22 protein-coding genes are annotated in these 22,558 nt (G+C 47.9%); 12 read left to right on the forward strand and 10 right to left on the reverse strand.

Translation table 11 applies throughout. The features are described from left to right. Positions 1 to 1,612: hypothetical protein (locus WIG73_RS04400; protein ID WP_337399436.1), on the forward strand; the 1,612-nt coding region annotated here is incomplete at its 5' end. Between the two features lie 15 nt (positions 1,613 to 1,627). Further along, a complete protein-coding gene (locus WIG73_RS04405; protein WP_337399437.1) occupies positions 1,628 to 2,980 on the forward strand; it encodes an MATE family efflux transporter in 1,353 nt (450 codons plus the stop codon). On the opposite strand, the gene WIG73_RS04410 is transcribed toward WIG73_RS04405, so the two are convergent. Further along, positions 2,960 to 4,057: a LacI family DNA-binding transcriptional regulator gene (locus WIG73_RS04410; RefSeq protein ID WP_337399438.1), complete on the reverse strand. Its 1,098-nt coding sequence runs from the start codon at positions 4,055 to 4,057 to the stop codon at positions 2,960 to 2,962. The two genes, WIG73_RS04405 and WIG73_RS04410, sit on opposite strands and share 21 nt — an antisense overlap. An 84-nt stretch (positions 4,058 to 4,141) precedes the next feature. Between WIG73_RS04410 and WIG73_RS04415 the strand changes: the two genes are divergently transcribed. Both WIG73_RS04415 and WIG73_RS04420 read left to right on the forward strand, forming a co-directional pair. Further along, positions 4,142 to 5,023, forward strand: a complete 882-nt coding sequence (locus WIG73_RS04415; protein ID WP_337399439.1) for a hypothetical protein — start codon at positions 4,142 to 4,144, stop codon at positions 5,021 to 5,023. Positions 5,024 to 5,120: 97 nt separating this feature from the next. After that, complete coding sequence (locus WIG73_RS04420) at positions 5,121 to 5,633, forward strand: hypothetical protein (RefSeq protein WP_337399440.1); 513 nt, start codon at positions 5,121 to 5,123, stop codon at positions 5,631 to 5,633. Positions 5,634 to 5,639: 6 nt separating this feature from the next. On the opposite strand, the gene WIG73_RS04425 is transcribed toward WIG73_RS04420, so the two are convergent. Then, on the reverse strand, positions 5,640 to 6,203 hold the full coding sequence (locus tag WIG73_RS04425) for a biotin transporter BioY (RefSeq protein WP_337399441.1): 564 nt from the start codon (positions 6,201 to 6,203) through the stop codon (positions 5,640 to 5,642). Between the two features lie 212 nt (positions 6,204 to 6,415). On the opposite strand from WIG73_RS04425, the gene WIG73_RS04430 reads away from it, so the two are divergent. After that, a complete protein-coding gene (locus tag WIG73_RS04430; protein WP_337399442.1) occupies positions 6,416 to 8,659 on the forward strand; it encodes a hypothetical protein in 2,244 nt (747 codons plus the stop codon). A gap of 49 nt (positions 8,660 to 8,708) precedes the next feature. Here the strand turns inward: WIG73_RS04430 and WIG73_RS04435 are convergent, their stop codons facing one another. Beyond that, a complete protein-coding gene (locus WIG73_RS04435) occupies positions 8,709 to 9,311 on the reverse strand; it encodes a cytidylate kinase-like family protein (protein ID WP_177680499.1) in 603 nt (200 codons plus the stop codon). 21 nt (positions 9,312 to 9,332) lie between these two features. Beyond that, positions 9,333 to 10,682 carry an SLC13 family permease gene (locus WIG73_RS04440; protein ID WP_337399443.1) on the reverse strand — a complete coding sequence of 450 codons (1,350 nt, stop codon included), beginning with the start codon at positions 10,680 to 10,682 and terminating at the stop codon, positions 9,333 to 9,335. A gap of 190 nt (positions 10,683 to 10,872) precedes the next feature. On the opposite strand from WIG73_RS04440, the gene WIG73_RS04445 reads away from it, so the two are divergent. After that, positions 10,873 to 11,829, forward strand: a complete 957-nt coding sequence (locus WIG73_RS04445) for a SpaA isopeptide-forming pilin-related protein (RefSeq protein WP_337399445.1) — start codon at positions 10,873 to 10,875, stop codon at positions 11,827 to 11,829. Positions 11,830 to 11,876: 47 nt separating this feature from the next. On the opposite strand, the gene WIG73_RS04450 is transcribed toward WIG73_RS04445, so the two are convergent. Both WIG73_RS04450 and WIG73_RS04455 read right to left on the reverse strand, forming a co-directional pair. Continuing rightward, positions 11,877 to 13,580, reverse strand: a complete 1,704-nt coding sequence (locus tag WIG73_RS04450; protein ID WP_337399447.1) for an S-layer homology domain-containing protein — start codon at positions 13,578 to 13,580, stop codon at positions 11,877 to 11,879. A gap of 170 nt (positions 13,581 to 13,750) precedes the next feature. After that, the gene (locus WIG73_RS04455) at positions 13,751 to 14,716 is read right to left on the reverse strand and encodes an alpha-L-fucosidase (protein ID WP_337399449.1); all 966 of its coding nucleotides are present in this window, start codon (positions 14,714 to 14,716) and stop codon (positions 13,751 to 13,753) included. A 114-nt stretch (positions 14,717 to 14,830) separates the two neighbouring features. Here WIG73_RS04455 and WIG73_RS04460 point away from each other — a divergent pair, with 114 nt between their 5' ends. Further along, positions 14,831 to 15,298: an amidase domain-containing protein gene (locus tag WIG73_RS04460; RefSeq protein WP_337399450.1), complete on the forward strand. Its 468-nt coding sequence runs from the start codon at positions 14,831 to 14,833 to the stop codon at positions 15,296 to 15,298. Positions 15,299 to 15,336: 38 nt separating this feature from the next. On the opposite strand, the gene WIG73_RS04465 is transcribed toward WIG73_RS04460, so the two are convergent. After that, entirely contained in the window at positions 15,337 to 15,621 is a 285-nt protein-coding gene (locus WIG73_RS04465) for a helix-turn-helix transcriptional regulator (protein ID WP_177680009.1), read from the reverse strand. 113 nt (positions 15,622 to 15,734) lie between these two features. Between WIG73_RS04465 and WIG73_RS04470 the strand changes: the two genes are divergently transcribed. From WIG73_RS04470 to WIG73_RS04490, 5 genes are all read left to right on the forward strand, one after another. Next, a complete protein-coding gene (locus WIG73_RS04470; protein ID WP_249311289.1) occupies positions 15,735 to 16,007 on the forward strand; it encodes a hypothetical protein in 273 nt (90 codons plus the stop codon). A 103-nt stretch (positions 16,008 to 16,110) separates the two neighbouring features. After that, a complete protein-coding gene (locus WIG73_RS04475) occupies positions 16,111 to 17,001 on the forward strand; it encodes a radical SAM protein (RefSeq protein WP_337399451.1) in 891 nt (296 codons plus the stop codon). After that, positions 16,998 to 17,513 carry an N-acetyltransferase gene (locus WIG73_RS04480; RefSeq protein ID WP_337399452.1) on the forward strand — a complete coding sequence of 172 codons (516 nt, stop codon included), beginning with the start codon at positions 16,998 to 17,000 and terminating at the stop codon, positions 17,511 to 17,513. Before WIG73_RS04475 ends, WIG73_RS04480 begins: the two co-directional genes overlap by 4 nt. Before the next feature lie 21 nt (positions 17,514 to 17,534). Then, complete coding sequence (locus WIG73_RS04485; RefSeq protein ID WP_337399453.1) at positions 17,535 to 18,446, forward strand: YafY family protein; 912 nt, start codon at positions 17,535 to 17,537, stop codon at positions 18,444 to 18,446. A gap of 63 nt (positions 18,447 to 18,509) precedes the next feature. Further along, positions 18,510 to 18,965 carry an effector binding domain-containing protein gene (locus WIG73_RS04490; RefSeq protein WP_177679158.1) on the forward strand — a complete coding sequence of 152 codons (456 nt, stop codon included), beginning with the start codon at positions 18,510 to 18,512 and terminating at the stop codon, positions 18,963 to 18,965. A 106-nt stretch (positions 18,966 to 19,071) separates the two neighbouring features. On the opposite strand, the gene WIG73_RS04495 is transcribed toward WIG73_RS04490, so the two are convergent. From WIG73_RS04495 to WIG73_RS04505, 3 genes are read right to left on the reverse strand one after another with little or no spacing between them, the layout of a single operon-like run. After that, complete coding sequence (locus WIG73_RS04495; protein ID WP_337399454.1) at positions 19,072 to 19,458, reverse strand: phage holin family protein; 387 nt, start codon at positions 19,456 to 19,458, stop codon at positions 19,072 to 19,074. Between the two features lie 11 nt (positions 19,459 to 19,469). Further along, positions 19,470 to 20,138: an N-acetylmuramoyl-L-alanine amidase gene (locus WIG73_RS04500; RefSeq protein ID WP_337399455.1), complete on the reverse strand. Its 669-nt coding sequence runs from the start codon at positions 20,136 to 20,138 to the stop codon at positions 19,470 to 19,472. Between the two features lie 14 nt (positions 20,139 to 20,152). Next, entirely contained in the window at positions 20,153 to 22,546 is a 2,394-nt protein-coding gene (locus WIG73_RS04505) for a BppU family phage baseplate upper protein (RefSeq protein WP_337399456.1), read from the reverse strand. Positions 22,547 to 22,558 lie beyond the last annotated feature (12 nt).

The raw sequence follows: 22,558 nt of genomic DNA on the forward strand, positions 1-22,558 counted from the left end.
CAAAAAAAGCAATGCAGAAGAAATTGAATCTGTATGGAATTTAAAAAAATCGGAAATACCAAATTTACAGGAAGAAAAAGTTCTGCCCAAAAACCACCGCGGGCTGGTTACTGCACCGCACACGTCGCAAACCTTTTATCTTGATTTCGACCGCATATATTCCGGCTACGCCGCATTTACTGTAACAGCGGAGGGCGATTGCCGGATTTCTATAAAAACCTTTGAGGCGCCGGAGAAGGTGCTTTGGGAAGAGGAGCTTCATATAAACGGCAGCATGCCGTATCGCTCGTTCCGCTTAAACTCCATTGGCGGCATGGAACTTACCGTGGAGAACAACAGCGAAACAAACGTTTCTATTTCTGACGCAGGGCTTATTTTCACCTGCTATCCCGTTGATACCGAGGGTTCCTTTTCGTGTTCCGACGAATTGCTCAACAAAATTTATGATGTGGGCAAATGGACAACGAAAATCTGCCGTCAGACCATTCATTTAGACAGTCCCAAGCATCAGGAAAACTTAGGCTGCACGGGGGACTATTATGTGGAAAGCTTAATTTCATATTATTGCTTCGGCGACCCGTATCTCACGCGGTTTGATATTCTGCGGACAGCGGATTTGCTGAAACAGCGGGGTGGGTTTATGTTTCACACCTCTTACAGCCTGATTTGGGTGCAGATGTTATATGACTATTATCTGTTTTCCGGCGACAGCGCCGTTTTCGGCCAAACGAAAGACGCGCTCCACCTGCTGATGGACCGGTTTTTCGGATATGAAGAGAAAGACACGGGTCTGATTGACACTCCGCCCAGCTTTATGTTTATCGACTGGATTCCGGTAGACGCGTATAATCTGCACCATCCGCCGAAAGCGCTGGGGCAAACAGCCCTTTGTGCCTTTTACTACCGTGCCTTATGTTTGGCGGCAAAAATTTCGGACAGTTTACTCGACTCGGAGCACGCCCGAATTTACAGTGACCGGGCAAAGCGGTTAAAAGCGTCTTTCCACAAAGCGTTTTTTGTGCCGGAAAAGGGGCTTTACAAAAGCGGGCTGAACTCCCTCACGCCGGAGGCGCTGGTGAGCCAGTTCATGCCGCAGAATACGGATAAGGTTTATTTTGGAAAGCATGAAAATTCCCTTGCGGTTTTATATGGCCTGTGTCCGGAAAACCTTTCTGCTCCCATTATGGAAACGGTGGTCAACAGCTCTTCTCTTACAGACGTTCAGCCCTATTTTATGCATTTTGTGTTAGATGCGGTGTATAAAGCGGGACTGTTCGCAAACTATGGCCTTTCGCTGATTCGGCAATGGAAAAAACAGGTTGACGAATGCAGCAAGGGCATGAAAGAGATGTGGGGCGACTTTCCCGGATATGGCTACGACTACAGCCACGCCTGGGGCGCAACGCCCTCATACCAGCTTCCCGCAAAGCTTTCGGGGCTGACGATTTTAGAACCGGGGTTTAAAAAAATTACCCTTGCGCCCAACCTGTTTGGGCTTGATTGGGCTGAGATTGACATTCCTACGCCCTTTGGCAGCATTCATATGAAACTAAAGAAAAATGAAACGCCCGTCATTTCTGTGCCGGACGAAATTGAATATCAAGTGATTTAGAAAGGCATTGTGTTTATGAACAATTCTGACAGCCAATATAAGCAAATGATTGAAACGCCCATACCGAAGCTTGTGGGAAGCCTGGCGGTTCCAACGGTTATCAGCATGCTTGTCACCAACATTTATAACATGGCCGATACCTTTTTTGTGAGCCGGTTAGGCACCAGCGCCAGCGGCGCCATTGGCATTACCGCCACGCTGACGTTAATGCTGCAGGCTATTGGCCTCATGTTCGGCCACGGCTCGGGCAGCATAATCAGCCGGGCGCTGGGCAGCCGGGACGAAAACCGGGCCGACAGGCTTGCCTCCACGGCGTTTTTCGTGTCTGTCATTGCCGGGGGCGTAATCGGTATGGGGGGACTGCTTTTTTTAAGCCCGCTTTTGCGGCTTTTGGGCAGCACGGAAACAGTTCTTCCCTATGCCCGCGCCTATGGGTTTTACATTTTAATGGCCGCGCCGTTTATGGTTTCGAGCTTTGTTTTAAACAACATTATGCGCTACGAGGGCAAGGCGCACCTTGCCATGGTGGGGCTGACCACCGGCGCGGTGTTAAACATGGTGTTAGATCCCATTTTTATTTTTGGCCTTAAAATGGGCGTTTATGGCGCCGGTTTAAGCACAGCGCTCAGCCAGGTCATCAGTTTTGCCATTTTGCTCTACATGTATCTCTCCGGCAAAACCCGGTGCCGCATTGCCTGGCGCATGACGGCTGTTTATGAAATCCCGCTGATTTTGAAAAACGGTCTTCCCACTCTGGCGCGGCAGGGTATGAACTGCATCTCCTCCATGCTCTTAAACCAGGCCGCCGCGGTGTATGGCGACACTGCCCTTTCTGCTATCAGCATTGTGAACCAGATTTGTAATTTCATTGCGTCGATTATGATTGGAATCGGCCAGGGATTTCAGCCTGTGGCAGGCTATAACTTTGGGGCGGGGCGCACCGACCGTTTGCGCCGCGGTTTTTATTTCACGTTTCTTTTGGGGGAATGTGTGCTCACGGCGCTTTCCATTCTCTTTTTCTTTGCCGCAAGAAACATTGTTGCAGCGTTCCGCGACGACCCTGAGGTTGTGCGCATTGGCATTTCCATGCTGCGCCTGCAGTGTATTTCCCTCATTGCACAGCCCTATGCCACCTGCGCCAACATGATGTTTCAGAGCATTGGCGAAACCGGCCGGGCAACGCTTTTGGCCACCACGAGAAACGGACTTTACATGATTCCCGCGCTGTTAATTCTGCCCTGGCTGCTGGGCCTTTTCGGAATTCAGATTGCCCAGCCTGCGGCGGACGTTGCGTCTTTGCTTACCGCCGTTCCCCTTGTCACCGGGTTTTTCATTCGGTGCAAACGGTCAGAAACAGCAGAATCGTGAAGGTTCTGACGAACCGTTTAAGTTTGCAACGCTGTCGCGGACAATTAACCGGCTTTTTAACGTGATATCCTGCCGGGCAAAATAAAACTGGTTGTCCATTTTTTTAAAGATTAAATCCACCGCTGTTTCACACAGTTCTTCGGGGTGCGAAACAATGGTGGTGAGCGGAACATCTAAATAGGCCGCGGCGGAAACGTTGTTCATGCCGATAACGGACACGTCTTTTGGAATGCTTAGCCCCGCCTCTTGGGTGTAACGGAGCGCGCCCATTGCCATATAGTCATACGCCGCGATCACCGCGGTGGGGCGGTCTTTTTGTTCCATCAACTGTTTCATGGCGTCAAATCCTGCCATCTGAAACCGCATTTTGCTGTTCACCATATACGCCTCCTCCAGCCGCAGTGCATTCTTTCGCATTGCTTCACAAAACAGGCGGTGTTTCGACGCGGTGAGCGTTTCTCCGATGTATCCGATTTTTCTGTGGCCGTTTGCTTTCAAATATTCCACAGCCTGGTCAATGCCTGAGGCAATGTCGATATCGATATAATCTGCCTTTTCTGTTTTATATTTGCCTCCGATTTGCACAACCGGTATGTTCGGTTCCGTTTTCAGGCGCAGCGAGCCCGATACGAAAATGATGCCGTCGGCGTGTCCGAAAGAGCCGTAATAACGAATTAGGTCTTCTTCCCGTTCGGCGGAAAATCCGCTGACTGACAGCATCATCATGCCGCCTCTTGCTTCAATTTTGTCATTTAGGTCCGCGGCAAAGTCCGCGTAGAATTCCCCCCGAATTTCAGGACAAATCACTGCTACCAATTGTTTTCCGAACTTCCCTTTATAATATTTTTCAAAGCATCCATGCTTTTTTGCAAGCGACAGGATTTGCTCTTTCGTTTCAATGCTGATTTCCCTGCTGTCTGAAAATGCTTTTGAAACGGTGGAAACCGAAACCCCTGCCAGCTTCGCCAGCTTTTGCAGTGTCATTTTTTCGCCCCTTCGCATTTTTGTTTGTTTCATTGTAGCACAAAGTGTCTTTGTCTGCAATGGGTTACGAAAATTTTTCGTTTTTAAATTCATTGACAATATGATAATTTATGCTAAAATAGCATTAGCGAGTTTAAAAACTACGAAAAATTTCGTATTTTTAGGAGGATTCAAAAAGTGGCAAGCCTTTATATCGGAATTATTTTACTCACACGTGTTGCACAGCAGATATGCAGTAAATACAAAAGCATGTTGTTTCCAAAATCAATATACGGCGTGGCAAAGCTTATGGCGTTTACCAATTTACTTTCAGCAATTCCCGCGGTCATTCTCATGCTGCTGGGCGGAAGCATGGCCATAAATCTGAATACCGTAATCACTTCGGCACTTTCCGGAATCAGCATTGTGGTAAGTTCCATCTGCGGGCTGGTATCTATGAAAAGCGGCACCATGGTGTTAAGCTCCATGTTCTCCGCCGCCGGGCTGATTGTGCCGTGCATTGCAGGAGTTTTCCTTTTTGCAGAGCCGATGTCGCGGCTTCAGTGGCTTGGAATTGTGGTGCTCATTGCTTCGTCCCTGCTTTTAATTTCGTCTGCTAAACAAATCAATCCCCAATTTTCATTCAAAACCGTTTTTTGTTTACTCGGCTCGTTTTTGGCCAACGGTCTCACCATGCTAATGCAAATGATTTTTTCCCGCAGTTCGGAAGGCGGCAGCGTGTCAATGTTTTCGTTTTTTACATTTGCCATTCCCTGTCTGGCCATGGTTTTGCTTTCCGTGGTTTTGCACCGGCAGCCCCCGGCAGATAATGAAAAGCTGCCGAAAAAGCTGCTTCTCTTTGCGGCAGGGGCAGGAGTTGCGGTGTTCATTGTGAACCAGCTTGCAACGCTGGCCTCGGGCTTTGTGCCCCCCGCCATTCTGTTTGCCTTTATCAATGGGGGAAACACCATGATTGCTGCATTGGTCGCGGCCATTTTGTTCGGCGAAAAGCTAACGGTGAAAAGCATTACCGGCCTTTTGCTGGGTGTTGCGTCGCTGATTATTATTAAAGCGTTTTAAAGAAATAGCCCGGCCTGAAAAAAGCAGGCCGGGCTTGACTTTTTTATGCTGGTAACTGTATAATAAATATGACATTTGTATGAAAGCAGGTTTTATTATGCAGATGAAAAAAGTTATTATTTTTGCTTCTACCGCTATGATTCTGATTGCTGCAACAATTATTACAATTCGCTATAAAATGCCAATTTACAGATTAAGCAGCACTGCTCCCTATGAAAAGTTTTACGGCAGCGAAACCATAGATGAACTAAAAACCTCCGGCACACAGAAAGACCGTGATGCAGTTACGCCTGTTTTAGAGCAGGCAGAAAATGCGTTTTCTGCTATTGTCCCAACGAACGAGGCGCGCACGGAACGGTTTGGCAAACTTGCACGGTATGCCTGGTCGTTAGAAGACTATCCCGCAATTGTGTCTGAAAAACATAAGCTGAAACTGTATACCGCTCACTGCGAAGGGAACACCGGTTATGTTTGGATTTGCTATTCTCAGATGGCTTATAACGATACGGGAAAAGCTTTGTCCGGCAGCTATGATATTTTATCAAGATGGGAAATCCACAAGGATGTACACGGTAAATGGCATGTAACCCAAATTAGGGAAGCGCCGTAAAGGAACTTACACCACATATTTCCTCGTTATTGGGTTCAGCCGCTTTCCGATTACTGCGGCAACAAGACACGAGATAACATCGCCGGGGATTGTTGCCAAAAAGCAATATAAAAACAAATTCCGAATGGTGATGTTTGTGCCAAGGTACAGATGGCTAATTAGAAAATAATAAACCATGCCAAACAGATAGATAATCGCAAGGCCGGCCAAGTTTGCGCCTACCAGCCGCCGAAACGTGGGCGCCGCTGTTTTGTTTGCAATGGCGCCTGTAACATAAGTGCCCACTGCAAAGCCAATTAAGTAGCCAAAGGTGGGTTTTAGCACATACGTTATGCCGCCGCCCTGGGTGAACACCGGCAATCCTGCAAGTCCAATGGCAACATATACGCATACGCTTATCGCGCCGAGCCTGCCGCCCAGCATAAGCCCTGCAAGCATGGTAAACAGCGTTTGCAGCGTCAGCGGAATGTATGGAATTGGAATTTTAATAAACGCCCCAACTGCAATCAGCGCCGCAAACAGCGCACATAAAACCAGTCGCACGGTTTTCTTAGAATTATTTTTTTCCATTTTTACCCCTCCTTTTATTTGACAATATTTTATCAAATATCGCCCATATTGTCAACCTAATTTAATTAAAATGTTTACAATATTGTGATTATTAACAAAATTGCTTCATTAAAATCAGTAAATCGTAACAAATTCAATTATTTCAAAACGCTTGTATCGAATCACATTTTATGATAAAATAAGTTTATCCTAAAATAAAGGAGAGGAAGAATATGATGAAATTTAAATTGTCCGCGGTTTTTCTTGCGGTAATCATGGCCTTATCCTTGTGTGGCTCTGTTATGGTCTTTGCCGAAGATGGCTGCGTTCAGAAAAAAATTGACAACAACGCCATTCGTTTGGAGATGACAGGGGCCGCTTATACGGATTTTGAGGCAGGCGGAACAAAGACCTTCACCTTCACCGTTCCCACCACCGGAACCTATGGCATGTGGTTTGACAATGCAAACTATACAGCGTCAAAACTGACTGCGGTAGTTCAAAACGGCGATGAAACTGTTTTTAACCAGTCGTACACCTCTGAAACAAAAGAACCGGTATATTCCACCCGTGGTCATGAACGGTTCGGTGATGAAAACAACTTAAATATGAAGCTCACCGCAGGCGTTAGCTATACCCTGTCCCTAACTTCGGAATCGGCATTTTCCGGCATGAATTATATTGATTTCAGGTGTTTAGAGCTTCCGGTACTGTCAGACCTTGGCGCGAAAACTGCCATTCACCCGGCTGATTTTTATACCGGCAGCACACTTTTAAATGTTCACAACCACCAGCAGTATCAAACAGGCTCAGGCTTTGTCAGCGGCACATCGCTTGTCGGGGATTATACCAAAGCGGAAGACGCTTTAAGAACACCCCTGTTTACAGAAAATTCCCTGGCTTCAAAATATTTTGGAATTGTTTTAAACGGGGGACGCACAGCTGTATATCATTTAGTGGCGCCGCAGGCGGGCTGGTATAGCCTCTCTTTTAAGGCAAATGCATATCCCAGCGGAAGGCCCATAGATATCCGCCTTTATGTTGGCGGTGCACGGGCTGCCCTACTCCACTATTCGGGAAACGGCGATGCCGACGTTCAATCTCCTGCGTTTTGGCTGGATGCGGGCGAAAACGAAATTAAACTGCATGCAATTACCAGCGATTTATATGTAAAAAATCTGATTATCACAAGCCTTGGCTCTGTGTATTCCGACACTTCCACAGCCATTGCTCCGGTGGGCGAAACCAATGTAGAGTTAATCAATGCGCACAGTGTCTCCGCCGTTTCTAATTTTGCAGGCGGCTTTAAAGCACAGGCCGGGCACTACAGTGAGCAAGATATTACAATTGCTGAAACAGGCTATTATAATATTTATACTTACATGAAAGCACACCAAGCGTCGTTTAATGTTTTGGTAGGCGAGGTTGGACAAGACGGAGCCGTTGCAGACTATGAAAATGTTACCAGCAGCTTCTATACTGACCGGTCGTCTGCAAACTTAAACTCTACCGGCCGCGGCTGGAGCAGCGACGGTTTTCTGCGGCTTTTAATGTATAACGCCCATCTTTTTGAAGCTGGAAAAACCTATCGAATCCGCATTGAGTTTATCGACGTTGACCCCAGCAAATATACAATTGATTTGGATAAATATCCCGGATATGAAGTTACCACCGATTATGAGGCTTTTGTCAGCGCGCCACTGACCGTGAAGCGTACAGACGGCGTTCTGTCAGACACGGAAACCACCTATTTAAGCGGCTGGGACATCATTCCGGAAAGCAACTGGGGCTATGTTACCTGGTCTCCCGCAGAGCAGGCATATCAAGGCTACAATTCCACCACGCAGCCGGTTTATGACAGTGTGCTTTTTGCGGGCGAAACAGGCAGACTCCGCAATGTATTGTTTAATAAAGGCGGCAATAATACATATAAATTCCGCCTTTTGGCTAAAACCGCCGGCCGTTACAACATCAATGCATTTGTTAATTCCGGAACGACAAACTCCGCAATTTACACCTATCAGATCGACGGAGAGGCCGCCCAGGAAAAAAGCATCACCGACGACGGCAATGTAATGAACAATCCATTTTATGTTGATTCTGTTTATCTGACAGAAGGCGAGCACACCATAACAGTTACACCTGTTTCCAACACCGGCGGCACATGGAGATTTTACGGTTTTGGTGTTGACTATGTAAACGAAACTTTCGTGGCGCTGAACGAAGCAAACAGCCAGTGCACCTACAACGCGGCGCTTTCAGAAACCGACGGCACCGTGATTGTTGCGCTCTATTCCGGCAGCGAGCTTGTGGGAATTGACACGCAGACTGTTACATCTGCGCAAAACAAGGTGAGCGGCACTGTTGCCTATTCCGGCGAAAAACCTGAATATGCAAAAATATTTGTGTGGTCTGATTTGAAAAACGTGACGCCTCTGTTAAAACCTGTTACAATTGACAGCGGCAGCTGGCACTAAAAATTTAAACAATAAAGCGGCACAGCAAATTTGCTGTGCCGCTTTTATTTTACTTGTTCAGGTTCATTTTTCGCCTGATATAATCTTCAATGATATCTGCTGTTGCAATTAGCCCTAAACGGCTGCTGTTAATGGAAAGCTCGTAGTTTCTTGAGTCGCCCCATTGTTTCGTGCAGTAATAATTGTGGTAATTTTTTCTCTTTTTGTTTGTGGAAACCACAATGTTTTCCGCCTTTTGTTCCGAAACCTGATAAAGTTCCATAATGCGGGCGACTTTTGCTTCCATGTCTCCCAGAACAAAAATGGTGGTTAGGGCCGGGTTTCCCTTTAACACTTCCTCTGCACAACGGCCGACAATGATAAACGACGCGCCGCTGTCTGCCTTTTGGCGCAGATAGTCGAACTGCAGATTGGCAATTGCCTCCTCCGGCGAGTTGGAATAACCCATTACGTTTCTTGAAAACAAGCGGTTTTTGGGAATTTCGTCATACTTTTCCAAATGCTTTACATTTAAGCTTTTGCGCTCTGCGATTTCCTCCAGCAGATTACTGTCGTAAAGCGGAAGGTCAAAACGCTTTGCCAGCAGTTCCGCTATGGCGTGTCCGCCGCTGCCAAACTCACGGCCGACAGAAATGATCAACTGTTTTTCCATAAAAATACCTCCCCGTTAAATTTAAATATGAATCAGCCAAATTGCTCCCATTGAAATTGTCAGCACAATCAGCGTGGCTGGCACCATTGCTTTGCAGTATCTGCCCCAGCCAACGGGATATCCTTCCTTTGCGGCAACCGAAGTTCCCACAACGTTGGCCGACGCACCGATCGGTGTGGCACTGCCGCCGATATCCGTTCCCATAGACAGCGACCAGGCCAGAACAGAAAGATCTGCGCCCTGCGTTGCCGCCAGCGATTTGATAATCGGAATCATGGTAGCGGCAAAGGGGATGTTGTCCACAAATGCGCTGGCAATGCCGGACACCCAAACGATAATTGCCACCATTAGATAAAGGTTGCCGCCGCACGCCCTGCCGATAAGGCCTGCCAAAAGCTCTAAAACTCCGGTCTGCTCCAGTCCGCCGACAACAACAAACAGGCCGATGAAGAACAGCAATGTTTTATAGTCCAGTTTTTTCAGCAGCGCAAGGGCCGATCTGCCCGCAGTAATCAGCGTCAACAGCGCGATAAACAAACCGATAAACGCCACAGTAAGCCCCGTGGACCCGTGGGTGATTAACAGCACCACCGCAACGGCAAAAATAATGCAGGACATAACGAAGCTTTTCTTATCCGCAATCATTTCCTTTGGATCCGGATAAGAGTTTTGCTGTGCCTGGGCGGAACGGGGAAAGGATTTGCGGAAAATAAGAAAAAAGTAAAGAACAACCACAATCAGCGAAATTCCCGCAATTACGCCTGTGTTGGTCAGAAAATCGCCGAATGTGTACCCCAAAGACGTTCCGATGATAATGTTCGGAGGGTCTCCGCACATGGTGGCGGAGCCGCCTAAATTCGCACAAAACACCTCGGACAATATCATTGGAATCGGGTCAAACTTTAACAGCTGCGCAAGCTCCACCGTAACCGCCGCCAAAAACAAAATGACGGTAATAGAGTCGATAAACATGGACAAAACCGCAGACATCACCATAAACGTAATGAAAATGGCCGTGGTTTTATAGCGCACCAATTTTGCAATGGCAATGCACAGCCAGCGGAAAAAGCCCGCTTTTGCCATGCCCTCTACCATAACCATCATACCCGCAATAAAAATTATGGTAGCCCAGTTAATTCCGCTGGAGCTTTCCTCGGCCTGTCCTGCCGTGTGCCAGAACGATGACGTAAAAATACTTTTTAAGTTTAATGTTTGTGTAATTGCCGAAAAGCTATGCATGCACACCCCAAAAACAATGACAAGCGTAGCCAGGGCGCAAAGCAGCGTTACAACATGGCGCTCCAGTTTTTCTGAGATAATCAGGCCAAACATGAGCACAAATATTGTTACTGCTAAAATTTGAGACAGCAATGTTGTTTCCCCCTATGGATTTTATTTTAGCTTCATTATTCTATCACAAATCGTGACAAAAATCATGTTCAAAAGTAACTAAAAATTATGTCAAATCCAGGAAATTTTTAGGGGCTTTTTATACACTGTGTCACTTTAAGACAAGCGTGCATATAATGGTATATATCCTATTAGATGCAAGGTGATTCATATGGAAGCTATGAATGATAAAAACAATCCATTCAATCAAAAATGTCAAAGGTGCTGTTGCTGCTGTTGCTGTCCGCACCCTTATCCGCCGCCTCCCCCGCCTTCGGGCCTGGGTTCGTTTACGGCTGTAAAGCGTGACGGCGACACCAACCTGCCGCTTGCAGGCGCGGTATATTCTCTTTACCGCCTAAACAATGCAGAGCTGGCTGCCACAGCTGCCTCTGACATAACCGGCGCACTGCGCTTTACCGATTTAGAGCCGGGGGAATATATCCTTTCTGAAACCACCGCGCCGGAAGGGTATCAGTCGAACCCGGAAACGTTTATGGTCGTTGTTGATGAACAGGGAAATGTTACCATAAACGGTGAAATTGCCGAAGGGTTTTCTATTTACGACACCCTTGCGCCGCAGCCGGCCCGGTTTTTGTTTTTAAAAACTGACGGCCAAACCGGGCAGCCCCTTTCCGGTGCGGTTTTCAGGCTGTCCAGCGGCGAAACTGCCGCATCAGATGATGACGGCGTTGTAGATTTCGGATTTCTTTTGCCGGGAACGTATACTATGACGGAGGTTTCGCCCCCGGATGGGTATGACCCAAACACGGAAGAATATACCGTAACGGTGAACCCGGACGGAAGCATTTATGTAAACGGCGTGCCTCTTGCTGACTTCACCGTTGCCAACACACCATCTCTGCCTTTAAGCCCCACACCGGTTATATATTCTATTACCGAGGGGGATATGTTCATTCTTGGCGAGGGCGTGCCCGGCGCAGAGCTTGTCGTTTTATTGCCCGACGGCACAAAAGTTACTACCACAGTAAACGAAAACGGCATTTGGCTTGTTCCCGTTCCCTCCGGCATTGTGCTTTTTGTCGGCCAAACAGTTTATGCTTATCAAACTGTGCCCGGCTATGCCCCCAGTGAAAATGCTTCTTTCGTTGTTCAGCCAAGAAACTAAAAAATGAAAAACAAAAAGCTCCTGCCTCATTCAGGAGCTTTTTTTGTTTATTGCTCGGGCAAACGCGCCAAAAGCGCAGCCATTTCTCCCCGCGTCAGCGCTCTTTCCGGCCGGAAGGTGTCGTCTTCATATCCGTTTAAAATTCCCGCCTGGGCCAAAGCGGTGATTTCCTGATAAGACCAGCGTTCTTCTAACACGTCGGAAAAGACCGGCCCGGCGCCCTGCACGTCGGTTTGAATCATGCGAAACAGCAAGCTTGCCATCTCCTCCCGGGACATCACCCGCTCCGGCTGGAACGAGCCGTCGGGATAGCCCATGAAAAATCCCGCCTCGGCCGCCGCCGCAATTTCCCTTTCCGCCCAGTGGCCCTTTGTGTCTGAAAAGGCCGTGTTGGAAGAGGGCGAAAGCTTTAAAACACGAGAGGCAATTGTCGCCGCCTGTGCCCGCGTCAGGCTGTCATCCGGCGAAAAATGTGTGTTGGAGGTTCCAATCATGTGCCCTTCTTTCACCGCCTGAATAATATCGTCCTTGGCAAAATGATGAAAAATGTCTTCAAAATATTTGCTGTTCAGCCACAAATCATAATAGTCCCACACGTCCCGGGTTTCCTGCCCGCTGCTCCAGTTACCTGCGCCTTTTAAGTCATATTTGTCTACCAGCGCCAGCTTTTCTTTGATGGAATTGCTGTTTTCATACCAAATTTCATAGTCACCCGGGCCCAGCTTTGTTCCGGTAACGGTTAAACTGTCTGAAGCTGTCAGCGTAAATTCTGCTTTGGGGCTTCTCGCCGTTTCGCTGTATGTTACCTTCCCGCCATATTTGGCAATGATGTCCTCCACTCTGTTAATGGAAACACCAAGCCCTTTTACGCTGCCGTCGGCGGCCCACAGCCTTCCGAAAAACGGAATTCCCAAAACGATTTTTGACGCGGGAACCTGATTGTTCAGAGCATACTGTACAGACCGTTCCACAAAATTTAAGGAGGCAACCGGCCCGTCGGCTCCGCCCTGGTAATGTTCGTCGTAAGACATTATAAACAAATGGTCGGCATATTCCGCCAGGCGGCGGTAGTCGTAGGAGCCGTGCCACCCGGTGTTCCACCCGTTGGGGTTAGCCGCAACGGCCACAGAAACTTCTTTTCCGTTCGGAATTTTTTCGCGCAGCAGCCGCACCAGCTCCGTATATTTATCGCGCTCTGTGTGGGTAACATTTTCAATGTCCACATTTACGCCGTCTAATTGATAGCGTTCAACAGCCAAAGCGATTTCGTCTGTGAGCTGGTCTAACCGGTTTAATGCATTTACGCCGGAAGCGCGGTCCCAATGGTTAGACAGAAACGGAACAACGCGAATTCCCTTGTCGTGAACGGCGTTTACGAAGCTTTCTGAAATATAATTTTGCTTCAAGCTTCCGTCTGCATTTAAGTCGAAGTAGCTGGGGGAGATTACCGCCAGGGTATCCTGTGCCAATGAAATGTATTCCAGCTGCGAGGCGTTTGAGCCAAAGTAGATATATGACATGGCATAACGGGGACCTTTTGCCGCGATTTGGGAAAATGGGATGCTGAAAATCAGCGTGCCGGCTAACACAATTTTAATAAACCGCATTTTTTTATTGTTTAGCCAGCCTTTCTTAAAAACAGAAAGCTCTTTTGCAAATTCAAGCTTAAAATCTTCTGCTTGGTCGATGTATATGACAAGGTCAAACGAACCATCGCTGTTTTGCTGCATAAGGGTTCCATAACGAAGCATTTTGAATCCACCCTTTCTTAAATTTGGCTTCATAGCAATAGCATACCCAAAATGCAGATGATTATATAGATTAGAGGATTCAAACAAAAAAATCCAGGAACATTTTGTTCCTGGATTTTTTTGTTTGTATTTTTTACTGAAAACGTTCACTGTGCCAATCTTAATGCCGTTTATGCTCTTTTTCCGACCTCTTTTAAAATGTCTGCTGCCGGGGCGGGGAGGCGGCCAAGCCCGTCCGGCCCGACGTTTAACAAATAGTTAATGCCCCGGGAATTTAAGTGGTTTTTCAGCCTTAACACCTCGTCTGCGCTTTTCCAGTTATCGTCAAAATATTTAAAGCCCCACGTATCGTTCAGCGTAGTTGGGGCCTCTGCCAAAATGCCGCTCATGTCTTCGTCTGGAATTTCATTGTCGCCCATGGACCGATAGTCCCCCAGGCCGTTTCCGATGCGCGTGTTGATTAAGCAGTTTGGCTGGAGGGATTTCACCAGGTCGTAAAGCTCCTGGCTTTGCGCAGGGGTGATGACGTGGGGCGTGTCGAACCAGATGAGGCACAAATTGCCGTAATTGGTTAAAAGTTCTTTCACCTGGGGCAAAGTTTTTGCCCGAAAGCACTGTTCAAAATTTTTGTGTTCGTTGTCAGGAAAGTCCCAGCAGTTTGTCCAGGACATTTCGCCGCAGTTGGTTTTGCCCGACTTGTAGCCGCCGCCGTTTGGCTCGTGCCAGTCTAACTCCTGGGAATAATAAAGTCCGAACTTTAAACCGTGCTTTCGGCAGGCTTGGGACAATTCCCCGATAACGTCCCGGCCGAAGGGCGTGCTGTCTACCACGTTAAACGTGTCGTATGCAGAATGAAACAGGCAAAACCCCTCGTGGTGCTTGCTGGTTACCACCATATAGTTCATGCCCGCCGCCTTTGCGGCCAGCACCCACTCCTCCGGGTCGAAATAAATGGGGTTGAACGCCTCTGCCAGCTTTTCATATTCCGCATTTGGAATTTCAAAATAAGACTGGGCCCACTCGCCGATATGGGGAATTCGTTTTCCCCGGTATTCCCCTGCAAGCAGGGTGTAAAGCCCCCAATGTATCATCATGCCGAATTTGGCCTCTTCTTGAAACCACTGTTTGTTGTTCATTTGAAAGCGTCCTCTCTTTTAAATGTTTTGTTTATTTTATCACAGGAAAATAACAGCGTCAAGTGCCGGGATTTCGGTTTCTTTCATATAATAAAAAGAAAGGAGGCGTGCAATTTGACTTATCAACGCGCAAAAGCCGTGGCTTATGCCCACAAGTGGGCGTTTTTGCGCAATCCGGCCTATTATAATTTTGACGATTTGGGCGGGGACTGCACAAACTTTATTTCCCAATGCCTTTTTGCCGGGGCGGGCGTGATGAACTACACCCGCGAAACCGGGTGGTATTACAGCTCTGCAAGCAACAGGGCCGCCGCCTGGACGGGGGTGGAATTTTTATTCCGCTTTTTGACAAACAACCGGGGGCCCGGCCCCTTCGCCGAGGAGCTTCCCCTTTCGCATGCCGCGGCAGGGGACGTAATTCAGCTCAGCTTCGACGGCGCGGTGTTTTCGCACTCGCTTTTGATTGTGGAAGAAAGCGGCCTGCTGGTTGCCACCCACACCCAAGACGCCGATTACCGGCCTTTGAACACATATTCCTTTGTCCGCAGCCGTCTGTTACATATTGAGGGGGTTCGGAGGTAAACAAACAGAAAAAGACGCACATGTTTTGTGCGTCTTTTTTATTTTTTGGCGTTTGCAATGTCTTTCGCTATGAATTGCAGGTGCGTGATTTCCTCGTCGGTCAGGTTTGTGATTTCAATGAATTTTCGTGTGTCCAGGCCCAGTAGGCAGTCTGTGCTGACGGAAAACACAGATGATAGTTTCATCAGCATTTCAATGGAGGGTTGAATGTAGTTGTTTTCCCAATTGGAAATGCTTTGTTTGGTAACGCCCAGCTTCCTTCCCAGCTCCACCTGGCTTAATCCCCGTTGGCACCTCAGTTTTTTTATGTTTTCATTCAACATGGCGGTACCTCCCTATGCAAAATATTACTATACTATTATATAATTCTGATTGACTTTTAAAAAATACTATGGTATATTATTAATTGACTTTTAACGAAACGGAGGGGCAGGTTTTGCGGGAAAATTTTTCGGTTTCAGTTTTATTTGCGGCACTCTCCGGGCTTTTTTGCATTGCCGCCGCCCTCCTTGTAACAGTATTATATGAAAAACACGGCAGTTTCATTATGCTTCTTTTGGCATCTGGGCTAACAATGGTGTTTTTTGCGTTTTCTACTGTGCTTGCCAATCGGGCCGCCCGAATTGCAGCCCGCAGGAAAGAGCAGCAAAACAAGGAAAAAGAAAACAGAAAAAAGAGGCTGATGGAAGCCTTTCAAAAATTCAGTTAAAAAAAGCGCCGGCGGCAATATGAATTCCGCCGGCGCTTTTTATTGTTGTTTTACGGTCTGTGTGGTATAATATCTTTATAAGAAAAACCGGGAGGGAGTCAGGATGCACGAAAAACAGGTGAAAGGAATTTTGTCCGCCAAAAACGGCATGAATTTATACCGCGGCTGCTCCCACGGGTGCATTTACTGCGACTCGAGAAGCGCGTGCTATCAGTTTGACCACGCGTTTGAAGATATTGAGGTAAAATCCAATGCGCTGGAGCTTTTGGAACTGGCGCTTCGTAAAAAGCGAAAAAAATGCATGATCGGCACGGGCTCCATGTCGGATCCTTATATTCCCTTAGAAATGGAGCTGGGCCGCACCCGCCGGGCATTAGAGCTGATTTTAAGCTATGGCTTCGGCGCTACGCTGATTACCAAGTCTGACCGGGTGCTGCGGGATTTGGATTTGCTCAAAAAAATAAACGAAACAACAAAGTGCGTTGTGCAGATGACGCTGACCACCTATGACGACGGGCTGTGCAAAATTTTAGAGCCCAACGTGTGCGTCACCAGCCGCCGGGCTGAGGTTTTAAACATTTTGCGGGACAACGGAATCCCCACCGTGGTGTGGCTTTCGCCAGTGCTGCCCTTTATGAACGACACAGAAGAAAACCTTTTGGGGATTTTAAACCTGTGCAGGCAGGCAAAGGTGTTTGGCATTTTGTGCTTCGGCATGGGCGTAACCCTACGGGAGGGAAACAGGGAATATTTTTATCAAAAGCTGGACGAACACTTTCCGGGCATGAAGCAGAAGTATTCCGCCGCCTTTGGAAACCGCTATGAGGCCGCCAGCCCCAACAACCGCGCGCTTATGCCGGTGTTTTACCGGTTTTGCCGCCGGCACGGCATTGTTTCGGACAGTTCGAAAATTTTTGAATTTTTGAGAACTTTTGAAGAAAAAGAAACTGCACGGCAGATGAATTTATTTGAATCATTTGGAGGAAAAGCATGAACATTCGCACAGCATTGAAACGTGATTATGAAACCATTTATGAATTAGTAAAAACCGCCTTTGAAACAGCCCAAGTGTCAGACGGCACCGAGCAGGATTTTGTTTTAAGGCTTCGTGACAGCTCTGCCTTTTTGCCAGAGCTGGAGTTTGTGGCAGAGGAAAACGGTTTGCTGATTGGGCATATTCTGCTGACCAGGCAGCCGGTTTTGCTCAGCGCGGGCACACTTTCGGCGGTTTTGGTGGCGCCGCTTTGTGTGGCGCTTCCCTACCGAAATCAAAACGTTGGGGGCAGGCTTCTGCGCCATGCAGGCGAGCAGGCAGTTAAACTGGGTTTTACCGCGTCGTTTCTGGTGGGAAACCCAGACTATTACGGCCGGTTTGGTTACCGCAGAGTGGGCGATTTTGGCATTCAAAATCAATCGGGTATTCCAGACCAGTTTGTGTTGGGCTGCGAGCTTGTGCCCGGCGCATTTCGGGGTGTTTCGGGAACGCTTTCTGAATTTGCACAGTAACCACGAAAGGAAGTTTTTCCCATGAAGATAGACCGTTTGATTGGAATTTTATCCATTCTGCTCCAGCAGGAGAAAGTGACCGCTCCTTATCTGGCCGAAAAGTTTGAGGTAACGCGCAGAACCATCAGCCGCGACATTGAAAACCTATGCAAGGCCGGAATTCCCATCGTTACCGCCCAGGGAAAGAACGGCGGCATTTCCATTATGGACGGCTACCGGTTCGACCGGACGCTGCTCACCTCCTCGGACATGCAGGCGATTTTGGCGGGGCTCAGAAGTCTGGACAGCGTCAGCGGCACCAGCCGCTATCAGCTTTTGATGGACAAGCTTTCGGTGGGAAACAGCGAAGTGCTCGCCTCCAACAGCCACATTTTAATTGACCTTTCCTCCTGGTATAAATCTTCCCTGGCGCCGAAAATTGAGCTGATTCAGTCGGCCATTGACGCAGGCAAAATGATTTCGTTTACCTATTATGCCCCCGGCGGAAAAAGTCTTCGCACCATTGAGCCCTACTGTTTAGTTTTCCAGTGGGCTTCTTGGTATGTGTGGGGCTATTGCACGGCGCGGACGGATTTCCGCATGTTCAAGCTGAACCGCATGGTGGAGTTAACCTGTCTGAATCAGCGGTTTTCCCCCAGAACGCTGCCGCCTTTTCAGGCAGACGCAGAAACCATATGGCCCCGCAGCATTCAGGCGGAAGTGGAGTTTGCGCCGTCTATGAAATGGCGGCTTGTGGAGGAATATGGTCCGGAGAGCTTTTCTGTTTTGCCCGGAGGGAAGCTTTTGTTTCAGGCCGGATTTTCAGACAAAGAAAACCTGTTTTCCTGGCTGTTAAGCTTTGGAGACTGCGCGGAACTGACTGCTCCCGCCGGCCTTCGGGCAGAATTTTTTGCCCTGCTTCAAAAAATGATGAAATTTTATGATAAAACATGACACATACCTGTCTGGTTTTCTGTGATATGATTTGTCTATCTTAAAAAGAAAGAGGTAAGGCAAATGGATTATGAATTGGTAACATTAAACGAAAAAACGGTTGTGGGTTTGTGTGCAAGAACGTCGAACCGGTCGCCGGACATGGGGGCCGTTATCGGCGGGCTGTGGCAAACCTATTATCAGGGCGGGATTTATCCGCAGATTTCCGGCAAGAAAAACGGAAAGGCCCTCGGAATTTATTCCGATTACACCGGCCCGGACAAAAGCGAATATAAAGTGACTGTGGGCTGCGAGGCAGACGGTTCCTCTCTCCCCCAGGGAACGGAACGCATGGCGATTCCCGCAGGAAGGTATGCCAAATTTGTGGTACGCGGCCATGTGCAAAAGGCCGTGGGGGAATTTTGGGAGCGTCTTTGGACAATGGATTTGCCCCGGTCGTTTGTTTGCGATTTTGAAGAATATCAGGACGGGAACTTTGAAAACGCCGAAATTCATATTTACATCAGCCTGACAGAGTGAGGAGTGAACGTTTATGGCCTCGAAAGCATAAAAAAAACGGTATGGCAAACTGCCATACCGTTTTTAACACCGCTTAATCCGGTTAAAAGTGCTGTAGACATCTGTGTTAACCCCTAAGCTGCTCTAAATATTTTGTAAAGTTTTTGCACACCGGCACGTTCATTCTGCCTGCGTTCTCCAAAACGGAAATCCCCTCGTTTGCTATGTAGAAACCAATTACAATATCCCGTATGCCTGTAATTCCCGCAGCGTTTTCAACCATATGCGCCAAAACCACAATCAGTAAAATAACGACCTTTTTTAATATGCCGCGGAAACCCACTTCGCTGTTGAGCCGCTTTTCATAAAGCGCCGCCAAAACTCCCGTGATATAGTCCACCGCCATGCACACCAGCAGCGCCGTAAACAGCATGTCCAGCCCTCCGAATAAATATGATAATAAACCGGTTATCACACCGGCCACAAGCTTAATCCATGTAATGATATTGTCCATATGTAAAACCCCTACTTTCCCGTGATATACCGCACGACGTTTCTTGCGATAATTGCCGCCTGTGCTCTTGTCACTGGTTCATTCGGGTTAAAATGGGTTTCGTCCACCCCGTTCATAATCCCCATTTCAAACACTTCCCGAATCTGCTTTTCTCCGTAGTGCCCGCTGATGTCTGTAAATTTACATTCTGCCATTTTTATTTCCTCCTTAATCAACTGTTTAAACTTTTCCCACAGCGCCCAGTTATTTGCGCTCATTGAGGCCGGACAGTTCTTCCTGCTTGCATCATAGTGACGCACAACATGGGACGCGCCAATCCCTAACTGCTTCATCAAATATTTCGTCAGCTCCGCAGCTTTCAGGTACGCCGTGTCGTAGTTTCCGTCAGCGTTTACACAAATTTCAATGCCGACGGAATTTGCGTTGGTAATGCCGTATTTGCCCTTGCCGTCCCCCACGTGCCAGGTGTAATATTTTGTGTAATCATTCACCTGCAAAACGGTTTTGTCGTCCACAAAAAAGTCCGCCGAACTGTTTCGGTTTCCGCCGTTAAAATAACGGAAATGGGAGTCCGCATCTGCGCCCTTTGATTTGTTCCCCGTGTCATGGATAACAATATAACATATCGCACTATTTCGTGTGACGCGGTTATATGCGATCTGCTTTTTTTCAATCTGCATGTTTTACTTCCCTCCTAAACCGTGGGAATCCTTACCCACTTTGTGCCGACCCAAATTAAAATATCCCCAGCATGATATATTGTTTCTATTGCCGAAGGTAAGCCCGTCCCGTCGTAAATACCCAAATAAAATGTCACGGTGTCGTCAGCAGACGTTACGCCAAGCTCAGAAAGGCTGAAAAACGGCGGCGCCGAACCGGGTTGAGGATTAATTGACAAATAACCGACGTTAGCCCCGGCCTCATCGTAAATATTAACAATCGTGTCATAATAAGGGGAGTCCATTAATGGCGGCAAACAATATTCAGGCGGGGTAAAATTAAGCGTATCCGACTGAAGCATTTCATTATCATAGATACGAAACAAATCCGAGACTTTTCCGGTATATTTTACACCGTTTGCAATATCCGCCGATACATAACAGTATGTTCCCGCTTGCGGCGATTTTGGAAGCTCTTCATAACTTGAAATGCTCCCGCCCCAGCGAGAAGATGCGCTTATTTTCTCGTTTACCTGCGTTTTGGTGTAATAGTTCTCCCTTGCCTTAGGCCCGGCAATGCAGATCCACTGGTTGTTTTTCATAAACACAAAATCGCCGGCCTGGAACGATTTCAGTGTTTCCGGGCGCGTATTATTTTTATATATGCCCAGATAAAATGTCACGGTGTCGGATGGGCTGGATATTCCAAAAATAGACAGTGGATAACCAATGTCTGATTCCGGCAAAGGATTTAAAATCAACTCCTGAAGATAGTTTCCCGAAGCATCGTATAAAGCTACGATGTTGTAGGTATGGAGATAACTGCCATAATTTAAGTAGCTTTTTCTAATGCAGGATTCAGGCGGGGTAAATTTCAATCCGTGGAACCCGTCCTCTTCAATGTTTAAAAGGTCCGATGCTTTGCCGGAATATTTCACCCAATTGGCCGAGCTTGTCTGAAGCTGGTAGAGGCTGCCGTCAATTGCATCGGGCAGGTCTTCATATTGATTCACGCTGCCTTTCGGGGTCATTTTAGCGCAATGAAAGCTTCGAACATCTTCCCAGCCGGTTCCGTTCCAAACCATGATATGCTCATATTCTGTGTTTTGAAACGTAAGTTTGCTCTTTTTCTGTTTGCAGATGTAAAACGATATGATGTCCGTGTCGTTTCCGTTATAACCGATTGAATAGGCGTCGAATGCAGATAGGGCCGATGTGTTGCCGGCATTCACTTTCACTTCTGCCAGAAATGTGCCGGACGCAGTGTATAAATACGTGGCAGTTTGGTTGTCCGTGCCGGTAAACGTGTAGTTTTTTATGTTGGCAATAATTGAATCACGCAAATTGCACAAAGCGGGCGCAAGGCCGGTTCCTGCCGTTTCGCCTGCACTTGTAAAATAATCGGAGAACATGCCTTTTGCAAACAGGGCGTCCTCCTGCGGTTTTGAAACGGTTTCCATTACGCCGTAAATGTCTCCCGTTTCGGCATATCCCGGCAGGTCGTCTGCACTTGACACACAGCCGCAGTAGCCGGGCAGCCTGGCGGCCGTAATGCTTCCGTCCTGGTCCATAATTCGATAGTCATACACCTGCAATGTGCCCGGCGCTTCGTTTGTGCCTGCTCCAAGCTGAATTGCGTCGATATATTTTCCGTTGCTGCCCAAAGCGACGGCAGCCTGATTGCCTCCCGAAAAGCCTGCCCCGGCCTTTGCCTTGTTCCCAACGGCTCCGCCATAGCCGGTAACAGTCGTTGCACTTCCCACGGCGCCGCCGGCGTTTGCATTTGCATTGCTTCCAATTGCTCCGCCGCCGTTTGTGGAACTGGCCCCCAAGCCTACCGAACCGCCGCCGCCTGTCGCCGCAGCTCCGCTTCCAATCGCTGCTCCGTTTGTTGTGGAGGCGCCTTGTCCTCCCGCGAACCCACCGTCTTCCGTCTGCTTGTCGGCTTTTAATTCCAGCTTGCCGTCTATTAAGCTTTTTGCATCTTCCGTCAGTTTGTTCGCGGCTATAATCTGCTCCTGAATGCGGTTCAAAAGCGTAACATAAACAGATGCGCTTGTCTGCGCCACATTGTCTGCGTCGCCCAGCCCTTCCACAACCGTGGCCAGCAGAACTTTGGCTGTAATGTAGTTTTTCGCGGCATCTGCCAGGGCCACCTCTAAACGAAGCTCTCCTGCTACGGCATAGATGTCGTTTTTTGGAACGAACACGCCCAGGTTGTCTTGCATTTCACCTGCGTCTGCAAGAACCGTTCCGTCAGACCGCTTCGCCTTAACCGTGAGAACGCAATCTGTTAAGTCCACCCGCGCACCGTTGTCATAAAACTCAAACTCTAACCGGTATGCGCCTACATCCCCCGTGACGAACTCCATATCCGAGGTCATTACCCTGGGGTCTTGATAATTGATTTTTAGTTTGTATGTAATCATGTTTTAAGCCTC

Source organism: Congzhengia sp. (assembly GCF_037235575.1).
Classification (GTDB): domain Bacteria; phylum Bacillota; class Clostridia; order UBA1381; family UBA9506; genus Congzhengia; species Congzhengia minquanensis.